Annotated in this window: 20 protein-coding genes; 11 read left to right on the top strand and 9 right to left on the bottom strand. The window is 54.8% G+C overall.

The window, feature by feature from the left end; all coding sequences use genetic code 11:
- Positions 1 to 41: 41 nt before the first annotated feature.
- Positions 42 to 1,481, bottom strand: coding sequence for a YfcC family protein (locus GYA95_RS24020; protein ID WP_003253475.1), 1,440 nt, complete (start codon positions 1,479 to 1,481; stop codon positions 42 to 44).
- 112 nt (positions 1,482 to 1,593) lie between these two features.
- Positions 1,594 to 2,505 (bottom strand): LysR family transcriptional regulator, encoded by a 912-nt coding sequence (locus tag GYA95_RS24015; RefSeq protein ID WP_003253472.1) that lies wholly within the window; start codon positions 2,503 to 2,505, stop codon positions 1,594 to 1,596.
- A 202-nt stretch (positions 2,506 to 2,707) separates the two neighbouring features.
- Between GYA95_RS24015 and GYA95_RS24010 the strand changes: the two genes are divergently transcribed.
- Entirely contained in the window at positions 2,708 to 3,934 is a 1,227-nt protein-coding gene (locus GYA95_RS24010) for an OprD family porin (RefSeq protein ID WP_009682006.1), read from the top strand.
- A gap of 323 nt (positions 3,935 to 4,257) precedes the next feature.
- On the opposite strand, the gene GYA95_RS24005 is transcribed toward GYA95_RS24010, so the two are convergent.
- Together GYA95_RS24005 and GYA95_RS28050 are read right to left on the bottom strand one after the other, a co-directional pair.
- Complete coding sequence (locus GYA95_RS24005) at positions 4,258 to 5,955, bottom strand: phosphoethanolamine transferase (protein ID WP_003253466.1); 1,698 nt, start codon at positions 5,953 to 5,955, stop codon at positions 4,258 to 4,260.
- A 440-nt stretch (positions 5,956 to 6,395) separates the two neighbouring features.
- Entirely contained in the window at positions 6,396 to 6,602 is a 207-nt protein-coding gene (locus GYA95_RS28050; protein ID WP_003253464.1) for a hypothetical protein, read from the bottom strand.
- Here GYA95_RS28050 and GYA95_RS28045 point away from each other — a divergent pair.
- The 3 genes from GYA95_RS28045 to GYA95_RS23990 all read left to right on the top strand — a co-directional run bounded on the left by GYA95_RS28045 (position 6,582) and on the right by GYA95_RS23990 (position 8,250).
- Complete coding sequence (locus tag GYA95_RS28045; protein WP_223255137.1) at positions 6,582 to 6,782, top strand: zinc ribbon domain-containing protein; 201 nt, start codon at positions 6,582 to 6,584, stop codon at positions 6,780 to 6,782. The two genes, GYA95_RS28050 and GYA95_RS28045, sit on opposite strands and share 21 nt — an antisense overlap.
- A gap of 54 nt (positions 6,783 to 6,836) precedes the next feature.
- A complete protein-coding gene (locus GYA95_RS23995; RefSeq protein ID WP_003253462.1) occupies positions 6,837 to 7,742 on the top strand; it encodes a cation diffusion facilitator family transporter in 906 nt (301 codons plus the stop codon).
- A gap of 157 nt (positions 7,743 to 7,899) precedes the next feature.
- Complete coding sequence (locus GYA95_RS23990; protein WP_003253461.1) at positions 7,900 to 8,250, top strand: DUF3147 family protein; 351 nt, start codon at positions 7,900 to 7,902, stop codon at positions 8,248 to 8,250.
- A gap of 32 nt (positions 8,251 to 8,282) precedes the next feature.
- Here the strand turns inward: GYA95_RS23990 and GYA95_RS23985 are convergent, their stop codons facing one another.
- A complete protein-coding gene (locus GYA95_RS23985) occupies positions 8,283 to 8,609 on the bottom strand; it encodes a DUF2790 domain-containing protein (protein WP_003253458.1) in 327 nt (108 codons plus the stop codon).
- Positions 8,610 to 9,298: 689 nt separating this feature from the next.
- On the opposite strand from GYA95_RS23985, the gene GYA95_RS23980 reads away from it, so the two are divergent.
- Together GYA95_RS23980 and GYA95_RS23975 are read left to right on the top strand one after the other, a co-directional pair.
- Positions 9,299 to 9,973, top strand: coding sequence for a heavy metal response regulator transcription factor (locus GYA95_RS23980; RefSeq protein ID WP_003253457.1), 675 nt, complete (start codon positions 9,299 to 9,301; stop codon positions 9,971 to 9,973).
- Entirely contained in the window at positions 9,970 to 11,388 is a 1,419-nt protein-coding gene (locus GYA95_RS23975; protein WP_009682005.1) for a heavy metal sensor histidine kinase, read from the top strand. Before GYA95_RS23980 ends, GYA95_RS23975 begins: the two co-directional genes overlap by 4 nt.
- Positions 11,389 to 11,445: 57 nt before the next feature.
- Here the strand turns inward: GYA95_RS23975 and GYA95_RS23970 are convergent, their stop codons facing one another.
- Entirely contained in the window at positions 11,446 to 12,033 is a 588-nt protein-coding gene (locus tag GYA95_RS23970; RefSeq protein ID WP_003253452.1) for a hypothetical protein, read from the bottom strand.
- Positions 12,034 to 12,299: 266 nt separating this feature from the next.
- Between GYA95_RS23970 and GYA95_RS23965 the strand changes: the two genes are divergently transcribed.
- Positions 12,300 to 12,521: a hypothetical protein gene (locus GYA95_RS23965; protein ID WP_003253450.1), complete on the top strand. Its 222-nt coding sequence runs from the start codon at positions 12,300 to 12,302 to the stop codon at positions 12,519 to 12,521.
- A gap of 82 nt (positions 12,522 to 12,603) precedes the next feature.
- Here the strand turns inward: GYA95_RS23965 and GYA95_RS23960 are convergent, their stop codons facing one another.
- The 3 genes from GYA95_RS23960 to GYA95_RS23950 are packed head-to-tail and all read right to left on the bottom strand — an operon-like array spanning position 12,604 to position 15,420.
- On the bottom strand, positions 12,604 to 14,058 hold the full coding sequence (locus GYA95_RS23960) for an ArnT family glycosyltransferase (protein WP_003253448.1): 1,455 nt from the start codon (positions 14,056 to 14,058) through the stop codon (positions 12,604 to 12,606).
- The gene (locus GYA95_RS23955; protein WP_003253446.1) at positions 14,052 to 15,035 is read right to left on the bottom strand and encodes a glycosyltransferase family 2 protein; all 984 of its coding nucleotides are present in this window, start codon (positions 15,033 to 15,035) and stop codon (positions 14,052 to 14,054) included. The genes GYA95_RS23960 and GYA95_RS23955 overlap by 7 nt, the downstream gene beginning before the upstream one ends.
- Entirely contained in the window at positions 15,001 to 15,420 is a 420-nt protein-coding gene (locus GYA95_RS23950; protein WP_003253444.1) for a GtrA family protein, read from the bottom strand. The genes GYA95_RS23955 and GYA95_RS23950 overlap by 35 nt, the downstream gene beginning before the upstream one ends.
- 257 nt (positions 15,421 to 15,677) lie before the next feature.
- On the opposite strand from GYA95_RS23950, the gene GYA95_RS23945 reads away from it, so the two are divergent.
- From GYA95_RS23945 to GYA95_RS23930, 4 genes are all read left to right on the top strand, one after another.
- On the top strand, positions 15,678 to 16,646 hold the full coding sequence (locus tag GYA95_RS23945) for a LysR family transcriptional regulator (RefSeq protein WP_009682003.1): 969 nt from the start codon (positions 15,678 to 15,680) through the stop codon (positions 16,644 to 16,646).
- Between the two features lie 210 nt (positions 16,647 to 16,856).
- Entirely contained in the window at positions 16,857 to 18,164 is a 1,308-nt protein-coding gene (locus GYA95_RS23940; RefSeq protein WP_161551510.1) for an OprO/OprP family phosphate-selective porin, read from the top strand.
- 298 nt (positions 18,165 to 18,462) lie between these two features.
- A complete protein-coding gene (locus tag GYA95_RS23935; RefSeq protein ID WP_003253439.1) occupies positions 18,463 to 19,488 on the top strand; it encodes a hypothetical protein in 1,026 nt (341 codons plus the stop codon).
- 127 nt (positions 19,489 to 19,615) lie between these two features.
- Positions 19,616 to 19,840, top strand: a complete 225-nt coding sequence (locus GYA95_RS23930; protein ID WP_003253436.1) for a hypothetical protein — start codon at positions 19,616 to 19,618, stop codon at positions 19,838 to 19,840.
- Positions 19,841 to 19,870: the final 30 nt, after the last annotated feature.

Below are 19,870 nucleotides of genomic sequence, written 5' to 3'. Positions count from 1 at the left end.
TGACACTCAAAGCAGTAGGGCCGCATACGCGGCCCGAGATTTCAGTAGCCGGTCAGAACGGCAATGGAGAGGAGGCACATGGCGATGGCCGCGAATACCAGGCACAACGGCCAGATGAATCGCGCCCATTGACCCCATCCGACTTGAGCGGTCGCAAGCAGCACTAGTAGGCCACTTGAGGTAGGAGTGATCAGGTTTGTTAGACCATTGCCCAGCAAAAAGGCATACACAGTGGTCTGAGCGCTCACACCTGACAATTGCCCCAACGGTCCGAAGATTGGCATGGTCACTGCTGCTTGCCCCGACGTGGACGGGATCAGGACATCCAGCCCGAGTTGTGCGAAGAACATGCCGTACGCCGAAACTAGAGGGCCGTGATCGCTGACCAGGTTGGAAAGGTTGTTGACGATAGTGTCGAGCACCTGGCCAGTGCTGAGGATGATCTCCACCGCAGTGGCGAGACCGATCAGCACGCCGGCCATTAGCACCTTCTTCATTCCGTCGACGAATGCGCCGGCAGCCTCGCTGGCACCGATGCCAGCCACCACACTGAACACCATGCTCATCGCCAAGTAGTACGCAGACAACTCTGGGTACTTCCAGTGCCAGCGATTGGAGGCATAAACCAGGAAGGCGACGCCCGCTCCCAGCAGTAGAAGGTTGAGACTGTGGCGTGGCGCTAGCGGTGTGCGCTTAAAAGTAAACTCAGCACTGGCGTCGTAACCCAGTCGGCGTACAGTCATTAACACGAAGCCAATGCCGACCAGCAGAAACACCAAGTAGGCTGCCACACGCATATTCAGCCCGCTGAACATTGGAACGCCCACTAGCGGCTGGGCAACCGCCAATGCCACGGGGTTGGTAATCGAACCCAGATAGCCGATTTTCACCGAGATCACCACGATCGCCAGACCAACAATGTTGGGCAGCCCCAGGCGATTGGCCATCGCTACCATTAGCGGGACGATCAGGATGAACTCTTTGGCCAGTCCCATGAACGTGCTACCGGCCGAGAACACCAGCATCAAGCAGGGTACCAGCACGTAGATGTTGCCCCGGGTAAGGCCAAGTATCCGCTCAAGACCAGCATCGATTGCCCCGGCCTTGTTCAGCACGCCAAACATTCCGCCGATGAACAAAACCATGAAGATCAGGCCGGCTCGCTTCTCGATGCCTTGTGGAATGGCCATGAAAGCCTCAACCAAGGAGACCGGACGTGCAGCAGAATCGGTTGTGGCACGCGGCTCTGTGGAAAATAGCTGGCTTAGAGAGGCGTCCTTTTCCAAGGTCTGGTACGAACCGGGGACAACAGCGATGTCTTTGCGCTGGAACTGGCCTGAATCGACGAAGTAGGTGAAGGCCAGAGCCATGAAAACAATGCTCAACAGGATCAACGCAGGATTGAGCTGCTTGGCCGGGCGAGGGATGTCTGCTTTTCCAGCAGGCGCGGCTTGCGCCGCCGGTGCATGAGGTAGGTTCATGGTGCGCGATCTCGATTATTGTTTTGTAGGGGCCCAGGGCTACAGGGCGCACACTAGTTCAATCGGATGCAGTCACTCAACGTTATGAGTAAATCGGGTTGGGCTATGCAATTTATTGCGTTGGCGTAGAACCATTCACCTCTGTGAGCCTGTTACGCATGTGCTCCGCGAAACTCTCAACCAGCAAAGAGCGTGGCTGGTCTTTGCGGAAAATCAGGCCAAAACGATAGCAAAGCGCAGGTCTCAGCGGCTTGGCGATCAAAGGAAGGCCACCAAACTCTTTGGCCAAAAGACCATTGATAATTGAGACCCCCATACCCTCTGCAACGAATGCGCAAGCAGCACTGACCGAGTGGACCTCTACGCGAACTTGAGGGGTAATTTCAGCCTCTCGGAAACGCAGGTCGAGTTCAGATCGAAGGCTCCTTTGCCGCCCCAGAAGCACGAGGGGTTCATACCGCAATGCTTCGAGACTGACCTCCGATAGCTCCGCCAGTGGATGGCTTTGGTGCATGACGCACATCCCTTCGGTCTCCAGTACCGGTAGCACTTCAAAATGCTGAAGTTCCGTAGGCAAACGCACGAAAGCGAAGTCAGCGCTTTTGTCGAGTACGGCCCTTTCCAGCGCATCGTATCCGCCGGTGATGACCTCTACGACGACGTCCTCACGGCCCTGCATGAATTCGGCAACGATCCTCGGTAGCAAGTGTTGAGACATGCTGGTCGGTACTGCAACCTTGAGCAGACTCCGGCGCGAATGACCCAGTCTCAGCTCATCTGCCATGCGTTGTACGCGCTGGAGGTTGTCTACGAGCTCCGCCACCTGTCCAAGGAGTTCTTCCGCCTCAGGAGTCGCCATCAATCTGCCCTTACGTCGAAGGAAGAGCGCGAGGCCTAAGTGATCTTCGAGCTGAGTTAACAAGCGGCTGACGGCCGATTGGGACAAGCCCATACGGGTAGCAGCTCCGATGGTAGAGCCCGTTGTCATGATGGCTTGAAAAGCTTCGAGTTGTTTGAGGTTCACAAGATACTCCGAGGTTTCTTACCAACTAAACGCATAGCCTCATGCGTATTACTCATAACGTTGTTGCCGATTCCACGACGGGTTAGTGTCCGCCGCATGAGTGAATCCCGTCCAGCATGACGCTGCGTAATCTGCGATGGATAGTACTGGGTCGCTCCATTTTGATGCTGCCAAAAATCACAATACACAGCAGAGATTTCCGATGAACACCCTCACAACATCGCGCACACTCGCGTGTGCAAGCGTCATTGCTAGCTTGTTCCCCAATTTTGCTGAAGCAGACTTCTTCAAAGACTCCGAGGGCCGGCTGGCTCTGCGAAATTACTATTTCAATGATGGATTTCGTGATGGGGGCGAAGATCGCAAAGAGTGGGCGCAGGGTTTTCTGCTCAAGCTACAGTCAGGTTACACCGAAGGACCTGTAGGCTTTGGTTTGGAGGCACTGGGACTTTCAGGAATCCGGCTCGACTCAAGCGCTAAGCATGCGGGGACAGGCCTTCTGCCGGTCCACGACGATGGTCGGGCAGCTAGCGAATATTCGAGTCTTGGCATTACCGCTAAGGCCAAATGGAATGACCTTTTGGTCAGTGGTGGCACTCTCCTCCCCAAAATCCCCGTCCTGGTTTACAACGATGGTCGACTACTACCTCAAACGTTCCGAGGTACCCAAGCGGAGTACACCGGTGTTGATCGGTTGTACCTTCAAGCTGGGCATCTAGACAAATTCAAAGCCCGAAACTCTACCGATAGCGTCGATATATTTCCTCAGGGATATTCCGGAGGTGGCGGTACGGACTTTGATTTTGCGGGGATGCGCTACGACCTCACCAAACAGCTCAGTTTTAGCAGCTACTACGGGGAACTTCGGGATTTCTACCGCCAACAATTTTTCGGGTTGGTTTACACACTGCCGCTTGGCCCAGGCAAGCTAACTAGCGATCTACGTTACTTTATCAGTGATGATGCTGGCGCAGCCCGTAATGGTGTAGTTGATAGCGATATGTTTAGCGGTTTACTCAGTTATCGTCTGGGTGGCCACACGTTCAGTGCTGGATATCAAAAGGTTGATGGCAGCACCGCACTTCCGTACGTGAGCGTAAGCACGGTCTACTCGTTCAGCAATGCTAGCGTTGGCAAATTCATTCAGCCCGGAGAGCGGACCTGGATGGCGAGGTACGACTACGATTTTACTAGCATGGGAATTCCTGGACTGAGCTTCATGACCCGCTACTACAAGGGCGAGGATGGGGTCTATCGTGGTCAGGAAGCCCGGGAGCACGAGTCCAATACGAACCTGAAATATGTGATCCAGGACGGGCTCTTCAAAGGTGTGGGGGCTGAGTTTCGATATGCAGTGGCCAGGAGCACGTACAGCAGCGACCGGGATAACTACCGCTTGTATCTGACGTACGACATTGCATTGTGGTGATAGCTTCAAGTTCCCCTTGAAGCCGTCATCTAAAGGCAGCTCCCGCAGTCGGGAGCTGCCTTGTTAACCTACTCCCCCTTTTTGTGCTTGTGGGGTTTCAGGTCCGGATGGTCCTTCTGCTTCTCAGGCGTGACTCGCTGCCTTTTATCCGGAGTGCCATCTTCGTTAGTTCGTTTAGGGCCTGGCTTGATGCTCATGCGAGATTTCCTTTATCGCTTGGGTTGGTGGGTGCTGCTATGTAGTTAGTCCAGCTTCTTATAGCTGTCAAAGCGGACGGGAGCAGAAGCACTTGGCATCCCAGAGGGGCCATCCTACTTCGTGTCTTAGAGGCCTGAGTAAGAGCCTCCTGGCAAGGGCTTGCACGGGGCAGTGAAATCCAAGGCTGAGCGGTACGAGGACGTCTGGACATTCATCATCCCGAGCACTGTGTGAAACAGGTTGTCGTGGCTAAGAGGTGAGCTTGCTTGAGCTTTCAAACAGCCGACGTTGAGCCTTTCACTCTTCGCAAGAGAATCGGACATCCAAAGCACCAATGGCACCTTGGTTTGCTCTTCAGGAGCCATCGCATAAGGCAGCCCATGCAGGTAGAGCCCACCCTCACCCAGTGATTCTCCGTGGTCAGAAACGTACAGGAGCCCAGTGTCGAATTTGGTGTTCGCTGCCAGGATGTCGATCAGCCCGGCTGTAACGTAGTCGGTGTAAAGGATCGAGTTATCGTAGGCATTGAGCACTTCCTGCTGCTTACATTTGTCGAGCTCGTTGGTCTCGCACACCGGCGCGAATTTCTTGAATTGCGCGGGGTAGCGCTTGTAGTAGGCCGGGCCATGGCTACCTTTGTAGTGGAGCACCAGGACAGCATCGCCTTCTTGACGCTTGATGAAGTCTTGCATCTCCGAGAGCAGCACCCCGTCCTTACACTCCTCGCTGGTGCAAAGTTGGGGATCCGCGTGAGAGGCAGCCTTGTGGTTGGGAACCCTGTCGCAGGCCCCTTTGCACCCCGAGTTGTTGTCAGTCCACATGACACTAATGCCTGCGCGTTGAAGCACGTCGAGCAGCCCTTCTCGGCTCTTGGCCAAGCCATCTTTGTACTCGGCCTTACCCACATCCAGGAACATGCATGGCAACGAAACTGCGGTGGCGGTGCCGCAGGAGCTGACGTTGGAGAAGCTGATGACGTTGCGTTTTTCCAGCTCCGGGTTCGTTTCACGGGTGTAGCCATTGAGGGAGAAGTTGGCGGAGCGGGCGGTCTCTCCTACAGCCAGTACCAGCAGCCTAGGTTTACGGGCCGCCCCCTGTCGATTAACTACCGCATCAGTTCCAATGGCCGTCAGCGTTTTAGGTGTGGCCAGCTGGCGCTTCAGGTAACCATGGCCAGCCGCAAACAAGTTGGTGGGTACCAGGATCAGTCGGATCTCCCGATTGTTGCGCAGCAAGGAGGCATATGACTGGTATTGACTCAGCACGATGCCAGACAAGGTCAACAGAGCGAGCGACAGAGCAATGACCCTGCTGACCAAAGCTCTGGCCCAAGGCTTGCGCCGGAGGGGAACCCGGGAGATCAGGTAGACGGGCAACACCCCAACCATTGCGACCCACAGACCGAGCTTCCAATTCAGCAGCTCGGTTGCCTCAGCGACGTCTGTCTCCACAACGTTGGTGAACATTGTGTAATCGATCACGATGCCATAGGCATTCATGAAGTAACTCGCAAAAGCCGCGCTGATCAGTACGAGACATAGAAAAGGTTTGGTCAGCCGCGCCCATGACAGCAAGCTCAGAACCGTAAACACCCATGCGAATACTATGACTGGGAGGCTAGCTGCTAGCAGCCAGTTCACTTCATCGGTTTTGAATACCAGCTTCCAGAGCACGCTCCAGAGCTCAGCATTCGCGAATAGCAGCAACCAAAGAGTTACCAGCCCAATGAGCAGATTAGTGCTGATGCCTTCCTGTCGGGCAGTGCGAATAGCAAAGATCCATTTACTTAACAGGGTGTGAACAATGGATTTTGAAGGTGTCATTATCAAACTCTGAGAGGCTGCTTATCCATGCGTTAGCTGTGGAGTTAGCGGGAGCTGCTTGGCAAACCATCGACAGATGCTGAGCGATTGCGCAATGTGCGGAGCGCCAGAGGCCTTAGGGCCTAGGCGTTGGAGACGCTTAGAATGTGTGAGGCATAGGGACAAAAGAGAAATAAATCTCGCTGAGCGCATTATTTCCGGCGCCTGATAACGACACGATGACCTCGTGATTACAATGCTGACAGAAATGCAATAACTGCTGTTTTAATTGCCATCGACCAGGCTATGATAAAAATTAGGGCGACACCATCTATTAAACGCAGAGCACCGCTCAGCTAGATAAATTTAATTTCACAAACAAAACGGCTTCGTTTTGACGTAGGCTAATTTTGAACTTTCACTTTAACTTACAAGTCTTTCTCGCGAGCAGAACATTCTTTTCAACTTTTGCTCGTTAATATGTCACCCATCAATGAGGGGCGAATACCATGAGCTTTTTCAAAAATATCCTGGGCGGGCACCATGGCCGTGGAAACCACGGTGGAGGCAAGCACCACAGCGGGGGACATGGGGCCGAGCAATACGATCGCCATGGCCGGCAGCAGGGCTGCGACGGCGGCAACCAGGTGTATGACGGCGGGCGCCATGCCACTCCAGCCCCCATTAAAGATCTGCAGGGCTGCAGGCAGTGCCGGACGGCCAACGATCCGTCAGCACGCTTTTGTCTAAACTGCGGAACACCACTATCGAGTGGTTGCACCGCCTGTGGCTCGTTGCTGAGCGCAGGAGCAAAATTCTGCAGTCAGTGTGGCCAAGCGACGCTCTAACGATAGGCAGACAGGAAGGCCAACGAGACCACAACCCTGCGCAAGGAGAAATACGTGGGTTCAAATCATGACCATGGCAGCGCTGCAGTACGCGAGGGGCATCAGAAGAAGCTAATCATGGCGCTCGCCTTGACTGGCAGCTTCATGATTGCAGAAGTGATCGGTGCGTGGATTACCGGCAGCCTGGCGCTGCTGTCTGACGCATCCCACATGTTCACAGATACTGCCGCCTTGGCGATCTCACTGATTGCACTTCAGATAGCCAAGCGCCCGGCGGATCAGAAAAGAACCTTCGGCTATGCGCGCCTGGAGATTCTGGCTTCGACGTTCAACGCCGTGCTGCTCTTCCTGGTGGCGATGTACATCTTGTACGAGGCCTACCAGCGCTTTTTCATGCCGGCGGAGATCGCTACCGGGGCGATGATGTGGATCGCAATCGCCGGCCTGATCATCAACCTAATCTCGATGCGCCTTCTGGCATCTGCGAGCAACGAGAGCCTTAACGTCAAAGGCGCCTACCTCGAAGTTTGGAGCGACATGCTCGGCTCGCTAGGCGTAATCATTGCAGCACTCATCATCCGCTTCACGGGCTGGACCTGGGTCGACACGATTGTCGCTGTGGCAATCGGACTTTGGGTACTGCCGCGGACGTGGCAGTTGCTTCGCGAAAGCCTGGGGATTCTCATGGAGGGTGTGCCGAGGGGGCTCGACGTTACGGCAATCGAGGCCACCATCCGCGGCGTAGATGGGGTCACGGACGTTCATGACTTGCACGTCTGGGCCGTCAGCAGTGGCAGCAACGTGATGACGTCGCACGTAGTGGTACGGGATTCTGCAGATGGGGATGCTGTGTTGGCGGCCGTCGTGGATGCTGTCAGCGATGGATTTGAAATCCATCACTGCACCATCCAGATCGAGCGGGCAGCTTTCCACGAGAGCGTTCCCTCGCCCTCGCACTGATCGATCGGTAAACACCATGCAGACACATCCCCTTCCTGGCTGAGGGGGATGTTGTAGAAGAAATGCGATGAGGGATGGCGTAAACGGCAGGAGCACTTCGAGAGGGGTTGGAGAATGGCTTCACCTCCCCCGTCCACAATCCCCAGAAGGTTCAGCGATGGCTTGGATCATCACGAAGTACCTACTCACTGCCGGAATAGTGATTCTCGTATCAGAGCTGGCGAAACGCAGTGACAAGCTGGGCGGCCTGGTCGCCGCCCTACCCCTGGTCACTGTCTTGACGCTGGTCTGGCTCTATTTGGAGAACCAGAGCATGGAGAAGATCTCCAATCATGCTTGGTACACGTTCTGGTACGTGCTTCCTACACTGCCGATGTTTATCGCGTTCCCGTTGCTGCTACCTAAGCTCGGCTTCTGGCCGACCCTTATCAGCAGCATCCTCATCACAATGGCCAGTTTCGGATGTTTCGCCGTACTGCTGCGCCGGTTCGGCATTGAGCTTCTATGATCCGGCGACCGCAGACATCATCTTGATGAGCCTTAACGGCTGTTAATACACTCGCCCTTCACCAGGTAGCGAACCATGTGCAGCTCGCCTTTCGAGTCTTCGTAGGTCATCATACTTCTTACATTACCGCAGTACCGCACGCTGGGTGATACATACACCAACTTACCAACGTCAAGGTCCATACCGTAGGCATAGTCTTCAAGTTGAGGCATGGGCTTTTTTACGCGCTGAGCATAATCCGCAGTAGCCTCTCTAGCAGAACGCTCAATGCGTTGGTTTATTTCCATACCGCTTTGTGCATTGGCTGTTAGTGATGTGAAGAGCATAAACACGGCGATCGCTGATACAGTAGTGTTCATAAGAAGTCCCTTAATAAAAAAGCGCCCGTAGGGGGGCGCTAAAATTCACCTACCAAAGGAGCGTATGGTTTACAGGTGAATGCATTGACGAGAACAACTGCCCGCTGCTCTTGCCAAGCTGCTTTGAAATGAGACAATTTCCAAAGCAGCGATGCCTCTTCCGCTGCCCTTAAACTAGCAAAGGAGGCTAACACCAAGATGATCGCGCAATTACAATTTGGACATGTAATAGATTGTAAGGTAATTATTCGGGAGACTACTGAGCCACCAAGTGAACTAATTCGCAGAAAGGCGTAGCAGTTCGCGGCCGTGCATGGGGACTGCCTGCGTGGCGCACTCGATGCAAGGCCAGCGCCAGTCTCTGCAAGCTGGCGACCGAAATACTGCCTGTCATGGCCGATTCCGCCTGTCAGGCGAAGCTGTCATACACCGTCGCAGACCCCAGAATCCGCTAAGCTCAGAGCTGGAGCCTGCATGACTGTCAGAAATCTTGCGGCTACATTACAAATTTGTAGGATTTCGCCGCGGCCAGCTTCTTCGCGTTAAGATTCAAGCGTCCTCAGGTGACCCGGCGTATGGACAGAGGTAGCGACTACCACATGCCATACCCTCAGCCTATCTTTCGAACAGCCTGCAACCATAATCTTGGCGGATTAGGCCAACTCCTTCCTCACACCTTGAGATAAGTTATGCGCGTTCTAGTTGTGGAAGACGAAATTAAAACTGCCGAATATCTTCAGCAGGGCCTATCCGAAAGCGGGTATGTCGTAGATATCGTGCACAACGGTGTAGATGCCCTGCACTTGTTCAACACTAATGTCTATTCGTTGGTCCTTCTGGACGTGAACCTCCCCGGTATCGACGGCTGGGACCTGCTGGAAACCATCCGTAAGACCAGCCGGGTCCGCATCATCATGCTGACCGCCCGCGGACGCATCAATGACAAGCTCAAGGGCTTGGACGGCGGCGCGGATGACTACCTTGTGAAGCCATTCGAATTCCCTGAACTGCTTGCTCGCATCCGTTCGCTGCAACGCCGTGGTGATGAGTTGGTCGAGAAGAGCTCGCTGAAAATTGCGGATCTGGAACTCGACTCCGTCCGCCATCGCGTCTTCCGCGGTGGCACACGCATCGATCTCACCACCAAGGAATTTGCGCTTCTGCACCTGCTCATGAGCCGAACGGGCGAAGCGCTGACTCGTTCCCAGATCATCTCGTTGGTCTGGGATATGAATTTCGATTGCGACACCAATGTCATCGATGTAGCCATCCGGCGCTTGCGCTCGAAGATCGATGACCCGTTTGAAACCAAGCTCATTCACACGCTTCGTGGCGTTGGGTACGTTTTTGAGGAACGCGCATGAGGCCATTCAGCCTGGCTGCAAAGCTGGGGTTAAAAGTTGGGTTGATGAGCGCAGCGTTGCTGCTTCTGTTCGCCACCTTTGGCTATCTGATGGTAGGTAAGGCTCTGGAAAGAAATGCCCGAGCGGACCTGGAAGTAAAGATGGCGGGGATGGCTCACAACCTGTCCACCATCCCGGATATCTCCGGCGTCAACGCAGATGCACATCAGCTTGTCGATTTGGTCATGGGCCACAACAACCTGTATGTGAGCATATTCGATACCTCACAGAATCAGACTCCTCTGCTCTCGATTGGCTCGAAACAGGTCAATCTGGAGGTGCACAAGTTTCAGCCGGCGGCCCAGCCTAAAGAGCATGAATGGCGTGATACGCAGGACCGTCCTCTGCTGAGTGCTTCTCGGATCATGCGCTTGGGCGATGGAACAGAGGTCAGCGTCTATATGACCATGGACCAGTCATCCAGTGAGGCACTGCTTGATGCGTTGCTGACTTGGGCCTTGATGATGTCCCCCGTCATCCTCGCACTGATCTTGGCCATTGGCTGGTGGACCGTGCGCAGAGGCCTGCTGCCGCTGACCAAATTCCTCAAGGTGGCGTCAAAGATCTCAACGGAGAGCCTCGACCATCGTCTTCCGACTGATGGGATGCCGGCAGAACTCAAGAAGCTCGCCGACGGCATCAACATCATGCTGGCTCGCCTGGATGATGGCGTTCAGCAGCTCTCGCAGTTCTCTGACGACCTTGCCCACGAACTTCGAGCACCGCTTTCCAACCTGATGGGCAAGGCCCAGGTTGCCTTGACCAGAGAAAGATCGCTTTCCGAGTACCGGGAGGTTCTAGAGTCGTGCACAGAAGAGTTGGACCGCATGAGCCGCATGGTTTCCGACATGCTGTTCTTGGCCCAGGTCAGTCACCCTGCGTCCATGGTGGAGTTCGAACCGGTGTCCCTGGTCGACGAGGTTCAGCGCGTATGCGACCTCTTCAGCATTTCGGCAGAGGAAGGCGAGATCCAGCTGCAGATTTCTGGGAGTGATGATGTGGTACGCGGGAACCGCCTGATGGTTCAACGGGCCGTCTCAAACCTCGTGTCGAACGCGATCCGCTACTGCCCTCGCGGCCGCACGGTCTACGTGAAGGTGCAGCATAGTGCGAGCGGTACGACCTTGAGTGTCGGCAACCCCGGCCGCGGTATTGCCAAGGAACACCATGCGCACTTATTTGAGCGGTTCTACCGTGTGGACAAGAGCCGAGCACGGAGCGAAGGCGGTACCGGTCTTGGCTTGGCCATTGTGCAGTCGATCATGAGCCTGCACCAAGGGTCGGCGAGCGTGGAGGTGACCGAAGAAAACTTCACCTGGTTCCACCTTCACTTTCCCGCAGCCCAGCAACTGCAGCCAGCAATGACCGCCGCTTAAACCGCGCAGACATGATTAGGCCCGTCCATCGACGGGCCTTTTTGTTTGCTCAATGCATCAGTGCCGGAGGACCACAGGGTCCATAGGCGACCGCAGAATCACCGACTTGATGATCTTCTGCTCGTCAGGATTGGCGTTCTTCCACAGGTGTGAGAAGTACTGAGCATTCACTTTCTCTTGAGCACTTACGCTGCCGGCGGCATCGATCAGGCGCATGGTCGAGTAGACACAGATCAGCGCCAGAATGAAGAACGACGTGGCGACCACCATCACATAACGCTTGGCCAGCACCGGTGCCCGCTTGAGCTCCTGGATAGAGGCGTCCGCCGCCTTTGTCGCTGCTGTAAGCTCCGAGATCAGTGGCTGGATGGCGGTGTCGACTCCGCGGCATGCAGCTGAATACGCTGATGCAGCGGCGCGCAAGGCAACCTCCTCCGCGTTCGACCAAGCCTTCTCCGCCTTTCGCACCTCCTCCTGAATCTGCCGGCCGACAGCGTCCACCTGCTCCACCAGTTCGTTCGACCTCTCCAGAACAGCGCTGGAGGTCCGCGTCTGCGAGGTCAGCTCATCGAGCTGGACAGTGAGTTTTTCAGTGCAGCGGCGAAAGTCACCGATAGCAACTGCCCAGGGCTCTATGTCATTCATGGCTATCTCCTAGGGCGGCCAACAACGCCGCGCTGAATTAACGCGCTAGATATCAAAATTGTAATTTAAGAGAAAATTCTTAGTCGCCCTCGACAGTGCCGAGATAGACATGATCCTTCCAGATTTGAGGATTTAACGCATCCTGCCTGCCGCCAAAATTACGGAATTGTAATTATTGACTCACCTTGTCGTTAGCTTCGCGTTCCTAAACTACAAACCAACAAAGGCCGCTAATCAGGCAGGCCTAGTATGAACCGAGGTTCACAATGAAATTTGTCAAATCTATCGCTATTGGCAGCCTGCTGCTGGGTCTCATGGGTACCGCTTACGCTGAAGGTGGCTTCGAGCGAGCGAAACAGTTCAATGAAAACTTCCGAACCGAACAGGCTCGCCTATGGAGCGATGACTCTTCGGACCAGAACAAACAACAAGTCGCTCAAGAGCAAAAGAAAGAAAGCAAGGATGGTAAGGAACAAGCCGACAATTAATCGGCGGTTAAATAGGACTTCAAATGACGAAAGAAATCGACAAAAAAGCCAGGATAAAACCTGGCTTTTTTGTGCTTGGAATTTAGCCTTCGTTCTTGCGAGGCGTTTCCGCATTGCTTTCTCCAGCCAGACCCTCGGCACCTTGTACGGTACGTTTCCAATGGCACAGCATGAGCTGGCTGGCGTTCGCTTCGGTGATCGCTGTACATGCTAGATCAGCGGGCAGACCATCCTTGCTGTCTCGCAAGCGCCTGGACAGATAGAACGAGCCATCCTGCGGCCACTTGGCAGGATCCTTGATGTTCTCGGACTTTCCGCTGCTGTAAAACTCCGACGAGTATGAGCGGCGGCCAGGATAGATCAGGGGAGCGGAATGAGCAGACTGCACATTGAGCCAGGCTTGAACCACATCTCGCTGATTCTGAGGTCGCTCCTCAAGTACCCCGGCGTAGATGATGCCCGCACCGATGATTGGTAACACCAATGCACTCGCCGCGGCAGCCCATGTAGTCTTCGGGCCAACATCGCTGATCCGTCCGGATAGCAGCAATGCCCAGGCTGGCAGCGCAGGTAGCAGGTAGGTCCACAGAATGTTGCCTGCAAATGTGAAGAAGACCGGTGTCGCCAAGGCCCACAGCCAGAGGTAAGCCTCGAAGCGCTGCATTGATTCACGCTTGCGGATCAGTAATGGTAAGAAAAAGGCCCACGGCAGTAGCGACAGTCCGAGCTGGATCCAGATGGTGCCATATGGCTTGGCATGAGCACTGCCGTATAGGTCGCCCGCCCAGTTACTGACGACGTAGCGGCTCCAGTGCTCACCAACGAAGAAGTACTCCATGAAGCCGGGCGTTTTCATCTCGGCCGCGACATACCAAGGCACGGATATACCGAACATGAGTACAAGGCCGCTGATCCAGGGAAGCCTCAGTACCCGTCCCCATTCCTTGTAGATAACGAACCAGGCGAATGCCGGCGCCCCCATAAGCACTAGGGTCAGAGGGCCTTTGGCAAGCAAGCCCAGCCCGAGACCTGCGAACATCAGGTAGGCATCCGCCTTGCTGGCGCACTTCATCCAACGCCAGAAACCGTAGCTGGCCAGCAGAATCGAGAACGACAAAACAGGGTCGGTCAGCACGACACCGCTGGAGACTAGGCCAAGGGTGGTGCTGGAAAAGATAATGGCGGCCCAGATGCCGGCGTTACGGGAAATCTGCTGCGTGCCGAGTTTGATGATGATGAAACAGCTTGCCAGGTGCAGCAGCCACGCCGGGAAACGCGCAGCGAACTCGTTAACGCCGAAGACCGTCATGCTTGCGGCCTGGGTCCAGAAGGACAACGGTGGCTTGCCCCAGAACGGTACCCCGTAGTCGAACATGGGCGTGATCCAGTCATTCAACTCGACCATCTTGCGAGCCATTTCAGCGTAGCGAGCCTCCGATGTGTCCATCAGTGGATAGATGCCCAGCCCCACCAAACGCAAGAGCAAAATCGAACCCAGGATCCACCACAGCGTCCGCTCGTTTTTCAGGCTCAGCATTTCTTACCCTCGATCGAGGCCATCGAAGGGTGGAGTGACACGGGATCCGCCTTGCTGCTGTGCTTCAGGAAATAGAGAGGCCGGCGCTTCACTTCCGCGAGTGTCACGCCCAGGTACTCCCCCACCATGGCGACACCGACGCACATGAATGAAGCCATTCCGACGATCAGGTGATGGATGTCGAAACTTCCTGCCACAAGCGACGCAAGCATGTAGCAGATGCTGGAGACGAAAAGACCGAAACTGATGAGGCTGAAAATGCGCAGCGGTTTGCGAGAGAAGCTGACGATGCTTTCGATGGCCAGATTGAACAGGCCAGCTGCATTCCACTTGGTGCTGCCGGCATGGCGAACGGTGCGATTGTAGGGCAGCTCGATGGTACGGAAGCCTACCCAGCCGATCATGCCTTTGAGAATCCTGGAGCGTTCGTCCAGCGCCCGCAGTGCTGCCAGCGGCGCAGGCCCAATCAATCGGAAATCGCTGACATCGGCCGGCATGTCCACCTTCTCCACCAGGCGCTGCATGACCCAGTAGTAAGCCCGGGCACTCATGCGCTTAAACCACGAATCACCGACTCTCAGGTTGCGTTGCATGTTCACCACGTCGTAACCGCGTTGCCAGTGGTCCACCATGGCCGAGATGAGCTCTGGTGGGTCCTGCAGGTCGACATCGATGAAGATCAGCGCACTGCCACGGGCATGGTCTATCCCGGCGCTGAGTGCAGCCTCTTTGCCGAAGTTGCGACTCAGGGACAGACAACGTACAGATGACCCATCCTGATAGTGGCGAAGAATGTCGGCCGTTCGGTCGTTACTGCCATCGTCGATATAGAGGATTTCGCAGGAGACGGGTAAGCGCTTCACGACGCGGGTGATCCGCTGGTGGAACTCGGGGATGGTTTCCTCTTCCTGGAAGCAAGGGACGACGATGGTTAACAAGGGATCAGGGCGCTCGGGAAAGCGATGTAATGTCTGCATGATTGAATGTCCAAAAACGATGTGCAATGAATCCAAGTGCAGTGAGGCTTAAGGTCACTACAAGTTGGGAGATGAGCGGTGACAGATTCGACTTGATGAGGAACCACATACCCACGCCATTGCCGAAGTTTGTGGCTAACGCGACCAGTGCAAACCTGACAGGCTGAAACTTACGAGAGCCATCTGACACAAAGCAGAGCGCCCTATTTCCAATAAAGCTTGCGATAGCGCCAACCATGCCTCCACAGATACTGGCTAGCAATGGAGTAGATAATTCTGTCGTAACCAGCACTAGGAACACCGCATAATGGATTCCCGTTGCTATGAAGCCGATCCCCAGATAACGAATCAGTAAGGTAGTAAGAGGTAGGGTTTGATTTTCCATGCCCAAAGCCTATGGAGGCAAAGGTGAAAAAAAAGTGAACCAAATGTAAATGCGTAATTGGCTAAATTTAGATCTGCCAAGTAATGAAATTGGCGCGCTAGGCTAGCACGCTACAATATCAGCAAGATTGCTCGAAAATTACGCTTTCGAAATAAAACCTTCCGATAACGCATGCATGACCTGCGGATTACAATGCTGACAAGATAAGGAAATGCTGGGTGGCATTGAGATAGATTCCCCGAATTAAGGGGGACCCAATGGTTACACAAAATGAAACATTTACAAGCAGCGTTGTTCCTTACAGTCCTGACATATTGGATGATCTGCCAATTGATGATCAGCTGGCCGTAGAGTTTTTCGCAACAGCACGTTGTGCCAGTTTCAAACAGGCTGCCCGGGGGCTCAATGTGCCAGTGGTAGGCCTTCGGAAACGCTTGGAGAAACTGGAAGAGCACATTGGTGCTCCCGTGTTTGTATACAAACACAACAAGCTTGCCCTGACCCGCACTGGCGAGAGGGTCAGCCATTACCTGTGCCAGCTCTTCGGCCCAGACGGCCTTGGCAAGTCCGGTGAAAAGGAAGTCCCCAGGCTTACCATCGCGATCACGGAGCCAGTGTTGAGCGACATCGTAAACCGCGATCTAGTCGCCTACGTGCGCGATCATGCCGAAATGCAGCTTGAAATCCATTCAGAGTGCACAACGCAGATGCTCTCTGAGTGTGAAGTCGATGTGGGTATCGCTTTCGTGAGCCCAGATGATGAGGGCGCGTTTGATCGCCATCCTACGTATAGGTTTGAACGGCTTGGCCGGATTGGGCACTCGCTGTTCATTTCCAGCCGCTACTCAAGAAGCGTCACCCTTCCAGTGCAGAGCCTGGATTTGCACAACTTCATGCTCGTTATCCCTTGGGATGAAGAGATTTTGGCGGGCTCACGAAAGTGGGCATCGATAATGGCTGAGCATCAGGGCGGTACCACTCGGGTAAAGAACTATAACTTATCCCGTGGCCTTGTCGTAGGAGGCGCGTGTATCGGTGTGCTGCCCGACTATAGTCGAAAGATGGAGAGGAATATTCTGCCGGTGCCGGGTTTTTTGGACGATCTGGAGGAGAAAGATGTCTATCTTGTTATCAAAACCAAGCTTGCCCGCAACCCGCACGTTCTGGAAATCCGTAGATTGATCAAGAAGAGCTTCTTTGATAAGAAGGACTGGCTTGTTCGGTAACAGTTTTGTTAGGTTTCAAACTCTCCTGTTAACACTACAGAAACACAACTGTCATATTCGCTTGCAATCTAGTCAGAGTGCTTAGAACAAAGGCATCTTGTTACAGCAGGTGACAACCGTGGCCTGCTCCCATCTGCAAGATAAATTTAGGCCGACGAAGGGCGAAATACAACGTCGGTAGCTAAGCACTTAACATACGAGAGGCAAGCAATGATCCGTTCTTCGAACATGCGGGAAAAGCTGTTGGCTGCCGCAATAATAGGCACATTTTCCTCGCAAGCATTCTCCGGAACAGTAACCACTGACGGAGCTGACATCGTTCTGAAGACCAAGGGCGGTCTTGAAGTATCGACTTCTGACAAGGAATTCAGTTTCAAACTGGGCGGTCGCGTTCAGGCCGACTACGGCCGTTTCGATGGTGTCTTCACCAAGAATGGCGATACCGCTGACGCCGGCTACTTCCGTCGCGCCTACCTTGAGTTCGGCGGCGTTCTGTACCGCGACTGGAAGTATCAGCTCAACTACGACCTTTCCCGCAACACGGGCAACGACTCCGACGGTTACTTCGACGAGGCCAGCCTGACCTACACCGGTTTCAAGCCCGTCCAACTGCGATTCGGTCGTTTCTACACCGACTTCGGTCTTGAGAAAGCCACCAGTTCGAAGTGGACCACTGCCATGGAGCGGAACCTCTCGTACGACCTGGCGGACTGGATCAACGACAACGCCGGCATGGGTGTTCAAGCCACCAGCACCATCGCTGACATGGCTTATGTCTCCGGTAGCGTTTTCAGCGAAACCAACAACAACTCGGATGGCGACAGCACCAAGCGCTACAACGCACGTGCCGTGTTCGCACCGCTGCACAGTGATGGCAACGTCCTGCACGTCGGTGCTCAGTACGCTTACCGCGACCTCAAAAACAGTGCGGTCGATACCCGGATTCGTTCGCGTCTTGGCGTTCGCGGTGTAGATACCAATGGCGGCGGCGATGCCGGCACCAACGGCAACCGCATGCTGTTTGGCGGTGCCGCCGCACAAGATGGCCTGTGGAAGGACGATTCGGTCTGGGGTCTCGAAGGTGCCTGGGCCACCGGCCCGTTCTCGGTGCAAGCGGAATACCTTCGCCGCAAGCTGAAAGCTGACCAGGCCAACAGCGACATGAAGGCCTCTGGTTACTACGCCCAGATGGCTTACACCCTGACCGGCGAGCCGCGTATCTACAAGCTCGACGGTGCCAAGTTCGACACTATCAAACCAGAGAACAAGGAACTGGGGGCCTGGGAAGTTTTCTACCGCTTTGACGATATCAAGGTCGAAGACGGCAACCTGGTCACCGCAGCGGATCAATCGAACGAGCGCAAGGCCAAGAGCCACACTGTGGGTGTGAACTGGTATGTCAACGAGGCAGTGAAACTCAGTGCCAACTACATCAACGTGCGTACTGACAATAACGAGAACACCGTGGGCGACGACAGCGGCAATGCAATCGTGACCCGCCTGCAATACGTCTTCTGATCCCTCTCATCAGTCTGACGTGAGAAAGCCGGAAGCGCTCAATGTGCTTCCGGCTTCCCTGTTTCTGACGTGATCGAGCTTGGAGCGTCCTCCTCCTACCTGCTCTCGCTCACCTGATGACCTCTCTTGCCAAAACTCGGCGAATCTGGTGTGATTGCCGCGTCGGGTTTTGCATGGTGGCCGTGCAAGCAAACCAAACCTGACTCCTACTCATGATTGAACCTGATTCGACGTCCAGCTTCGCGTCTAACGGCCCTACAAGCGCAGCTACCCCAACGTCGCTCATTAGGGGATAGTCATGTCTGCCAAAAAGCTGCTTCAACCTCTCGCTGCTCAGCTGCACGCCTCATTCTCGGCTTCCGGTCGCCCGTACGCTCACCAGCACATTCACCAGTTGCTCCACGCTGCCATTGGCTCCGTCTCCCCAGAAGTTGACTCCCAAGACAATCTGCCAATCCAGGTATGCCGTGACAGCGACAGGCAGTACAACCTCTACGAGACGATTGAGCGGGCGAAAAAGTGCTTGGGATTGACCGATCTTCAAGCAGTCGGCGTGGCTGAAGAAGTCATCGAAGTACTACGAGCTGCAGGGATAGGCGTGAACCAGGTTCGCCTGCTCCTCGACCCCTCCTTCACCTCGAAGACTCGTAAAAAGGCATTCAAAGCCCTTTGCAAGAATCTGGATCTGAACGAGCTCGGCGATCGATTCGTCCCGAAAACGGCGACGCTGGCCATTGCGGCGGGTATGGCACCGCCTCCGAAAATCACGTGGAAAGATCGCTTCGCACTGGCTGCAGATTTCCCTATACGGGGACAGAGCCAGCTCGTCGAAATGGTGACTCGAAGCGAGTGCTATCTGTGGGTATTTCCGCCGACTGATCATCAAGCTACGGCTTCGGCGAGTCACGACCGCTATTTCGGTGAACAGACCCATCCGAGCGCTGAGATGGGCATGGGGTTCACTATCATCGATTCCGGATCGACCCGCCCTAAATTTCCGATGCTCTCCAAACAGCCGGAAGAGACCTTCATCCAGTATTCACTTTCGGCGCCGATGTGGTTCTGGCGCGCACAAAGTAACACCTGGCGGCTGGGAAACATCCTGCGCTCCAAGATCCTTGACGGGGCTCCTTGGCATAACGAGCCCTTGAGCGATGTGCTGCCAGGTGGTCTGAAGTCTCTGCCGCGGATTTATGGGTGCACCACCTGCCAAACGCTGTTCGTCGAGAAACACAGCGGCTATCCGGATGTACCCACTCAGTGCCAATGCGGTGAGGCGAGCAGCACGCGTGACCAAAACGAGTCACCTGCTCTCAATAGCTGATTTTCCTTACGGTGGCGGGCTATGCCCCCCGTTAGGGATTGGCTATGGGAGCGGGATTCGCTCACCCCAAACCTGAAGGCGCCGCCATCTAACCGAGCGATATGAGCTGAATGCTCGCGGAGTAGATATGCAGAACAGTACCAACAAACAAGACACCCTGGCGGCGATCAATGCACTTGTGGAGATTGCGTATGATCAGGGATTTGCGAACGGACAAGGGGTCGGCAATCAAGTCGGTTTCGTAGCCGGTGTCATGAGTCTCAAAGCTGCGTTGGCCTGCGGCTTAAGGCACGGCTCACCTGAGTGTGGGAAGGCCCTTGAAAGCCTCAAGCGCATCGGGATCGACGAGTGAGAAAAGTACGGGTCGTGCGCTGATCGCGCA

The sequence above is a fragment of the Pseudomonas asiatica genome (assembly GCF_009932335.1).
GTDB classification, from domain to species: domain Bacteria; phylum Pseudomonadota; class Gammaproteobacteria; order Pseudomonadales; family Pseudomonadaceae; genus Aquipseudomonas; species Aquipseudomonas asiatica.
This window is presented reverse-complemented; position numbering and strand designations above follow the sequence as displayed.